Consider the following 3,531-nt stretch of genomic DNA (forward strand, 5'->3'; position numbering starts at 1 on the left):
GGTGGCGCCGGCCATGCACGACCCGGCGACGCCGGACGTGCGCGCCTACGCGCTCAACGCCGCCTCGCGCGCGCTGCTGCAGTCGGTGCGCGGCTGGCCGGACGAGGAGCACGCCACGCCCGTGCAGCACATGGAAGTCATGGCCGACCAGGGCGGCAGCGTGCGCTTCGACGCGCGGCCGCAGGGCGGGGCGCACGAGGCCCTGGCGTGGATCGTGGACGTGCCGGCGCTGCAGGCGCGGCTGCACGACGCGGTGCGCTTCCAGCCCCTGGTCGAGGTGGTGCAGCAGCCGGTGGCGGCGCCGCTGACGGTGGTCTGCGAAGGCCGGGCCAGCCGCACGCGCGCGCAGTTCGGCGCCGAATTCGAGGTCACGCCCTATGGCCAGACGGCCGTGGCCACGCGCCTGGCGTGCGAGCGGCCGCACGGCCAGGTGGCGCGCCAGTGGTTCGCCGCCGACGGCAGCATCCTCGCCTTCCTGCCCCTGGGCGGCCCCGAGGGGAACTCCGTGGCCGTGGTGTGGTCTGTCTCCCATGACCAGGCGCGCCACTGGCTCGAAGCCGACGAACAGGCATTCACCGCCGCGCTGGAAGAGGCCAGCGGCGGGGCGCTCGGGGCGCTGCACATGAGCGCGCCGTGCGCGAGCTGGCCCCTGCAGCAGGCGCGCGCGCGCCGCTGGTGCGGGCGCATGCCCGGCGGTGCTGGCAGCTGGATGCTGGCCGGCGACGCGGCGCACAACGTGCACCCGCTGGCCGGCCAGGGCCTGAACCTGGGCCTGGCGGACGTCCAGACGCTGGCGCGCGTGCTGCACGGGCGCGAATCCTGGCGGCCGCTGTCCGACCTGCGCCTGCTGCGCCGCTACGAGCGCCAGGCCAAGTCGGCCCTGCTGCCCGCGGCCGTGGTCATGGACGGACTGCAGCAGCTCTTCGCCCGGCGCGAGGCGCCGCTGCAGACCCTGCGCAACTGGGGCATGAGCGGTTTTGACCGCACCGGCCTCCTCAAGGGCTGGGTCGCGCGCCAGGCCATGGGCAGCGGCGCGCTGCCCTGAACGAACGATCCGGCCGGGCAACCGCCCCGGTCCTCCATTTCCAAGGAAGATTCCCATCACCATGAAGCTCCTCCCCGCCCTGCTCGCCGCGGCAGCCCTGCTGGCCGGCACCCACGCCACGGCGCAGGACGCCGCGATCCGCAAGACGCTGGCCGAGCGCATCCCGCAGCTCTCGCAGATCGACGAGGTGCGCACCACGCCGATGAAGGGCCTGTACGAGGTGCGCATCGGCACCGACTTGTTCTACACGGACGCCACGGGCAACTACCTGATCCAGGGCGAGCTCATCGACACGCGCGCGCGCCGCAACCTCACCGAGGACCGCATCACCAAGCTCACGGCCGTGGATTTCAAGGCGCTGCCGCTGCAGGACGCCTTCACCATCGTGCGCGGCAAGGGCGAGCGCAAGGTGGCGGTGTTCGAGGACCCCAACTGCGGCTACTGCAAGCGCTTCGAGAAGGACATGCAGAACGTGGACAACGTGACCATGTACGTCTTCCTCTACCCCATCCTGAGCCCGGACTCGGCCGAGAAGTCGCGCAACATCTGGTGCGCCAAGGACCGCGCCGCCGTCTGGGAAGACTGGATGCTGCGCGACAAGACGCCGGCCGCCGCCAGCTGCGACACGGATGCGCTGCAACGCAACCTGGCCTTCGGGCGCAAGCACAAGATCACGGGCACGCCCACGCTGCTGTTCGCCGACGGCACGCGCGTGCCCGGCGCCATCGGCGCGCAGGACGTGGACAAGCGCCTGGCCGAGGCGGCCGCGGCGCAGTGAGCGGTGGCGGCAGCCCGCCGCCCCCTCCTCCCTTTCGCCATTGATGGCGCCGCACGGCCGCAGGCGCCTTCCGCCACCGCAAGGATTCCTGCCCATGCCCCACGCTTTCCCGGCCGCTGCCGCCCCGGTGCACTACCGCATCGACCCTTCCGCGCTGCACGAGCGCCTGTACCGCATCACCCTGACCATCCAGGCGCCCGCCGCCGCGCAGGAGCTGTCCTTGCCCGTGTGGATTCCCGGCAGCTATCTGGTGCGCGAATTTTCCAAGAACCTGCAGCGCCTGAGGGCCCATCAGGGCGGCCAGCCGGTGGCGCTGGCGCAGCTCGACAAGTGCCGCTGGCGTGCCGACTGCACGCCGCAGCAGCCGCTCACCCTGGAATACGAGGTCGCCGCCTACGACAACTCGGTGCGCACCGCCTGGCTGGACCCTGCGCGCGGCTTCTTCAACGGCACCAGCCTGTGCCTGCGGGTGCACGGCCGCGAGCACGAGCCCCACGACATCGAGGTCCTGCAGCCGCCTGCCCGCCCGGACTGGCAGCTCGCCACCGGCCTCGACGCCCTGCACACGGACGGCGCGGGCTTCGGCAGCTACCGCGCGCGCGACTACGACGAGCTGGTGGATGGCCCGGTGGAGATGGGCGCCTTCTGGAGCGCGGAGTTCCGCGCCGCCGGCGTACCGCACCGCCTGGTCGTGGCCGGGGCCGCCCCCTCCTTCGACGGCGCCCGGCTGGTGCAGGACGTGCAGCGGCTGTGCGAGGAGACCATCGCCCTGTGGCACGGCCCGGACGGCCGCCCGCCCTTCGAGCGCTACGTGTTCCTGCTCAACGCCGTGGGCGACGGCTATGGCGGGTTGGAGCACCGCAACTCCACCGCCCTGATCTGCAGCCGGCGCGACCTGCCGCGCCAGGGCGAGGCACAGCCCGGCGAGGGCTACCAGACGCTGCTCGGGCTGTTCGCCCACGAGTACTTCCATGCCTGGTGCGTCAAGCGCCTGCGCCCGGCCGAGCTGGAACGCTACGACTACGGGCGCGAGAACTACACACAGCTGCTGTGGTTCTTCGAGGGCTTCACCAGCTACTACGACGACCTGCTGCTGCGCCGCGCCGGGCTGGTGGACCACGCCTCCTACCTGCGCATCCTGACCAAGACCATCAACCAGGTGCTGCAAACGCCCGGCCGCCAGGTGCAGTCGGTGGCCGAGGCGAGCTTCGACGCCTGGGTCAAGTTCTACCGCCAGGACGAGAACACGCCCAACAGCACCGTCAGCTACTACAGCAAGGGCGCGCTGGTCGGCCTGTGCCTGGACCTGGCGCTGCGCCGGGAAGGAAAGACCCACCTGGACGAGGTGCTGCGCGCCGTCTGGCAGCGCACGGGCGGCGGCCCGCTGTCCGAGGCACAGCTGCGCACCGTGCTGCAGGAGCGCAGCGGCCGCGACTGGGCGCCCGAGCTGGACGCCTGGGTGCACGGCACCGGCGAGCTGCCGCTGGCGGAGTTGCTGGAAGCACATGGCATCGCGCTGCGCCCGCAGGCCTCCCAGCTTGCGCAGCGCCTGGGGCTGCGCGTCGCGGAAGCCGAAGGCAGCGTGCGGGTCAAGGTGGTGCTGCGCGGCGGTGCGGCCGAGCAGGCCGGCTTCATGGCCGGGGACGAGTGGCTGGCGATCGAGACGCCCGAGGGCGGCGCCTGGCGGCTGCAGCGGCTCGACGAGCTG

General features: G+C 72.4%; 3 protein-coding genes. All 3 read left to right on the forward strand.

The features are described from left to right. The coding region (locus A612_RS03110) for an FAD-dependent monooxygenase (RefSeq protein ID WP_019373133.1) at window positions 1-1,045 on the forward strand (1,045 nt) is incomplete at its 5' end. A 61-nt stretch (window positions 1,046-1,106) separates the two neighbouring features. Beyond that, complete coding sequence (locus tag A612_RS03115) at window positions 1,107-1,823, forward strand: DsbC family protein (RefSeq protein ID WP_019373134.1); 717 nt, start codon at window positions 1,107-1,109, stop codon at window positions 1,821-1,823. A 94-nt stretch (window positions 1,824-1,917) separates the two neighbouring features. Further along, the coding region (locus A612_RS03120) for a M61 family metallopeptidase (protein WP_019373135.1) at window positions 1,918-3,531 on the forward strand (1,614 nt) is incomplete at its 3' end.

Origin of the sequence: Melaminivora alkalimesophila (assembly GCF_000282995.1) — a bacterium.
Lineage (GTDB): Bacteria > Pseudomonadota > Gammaproteobacteria > Burkholderiales > Burkholderiaceae_C > Melaminivora > Melaminivora alkalimesophila.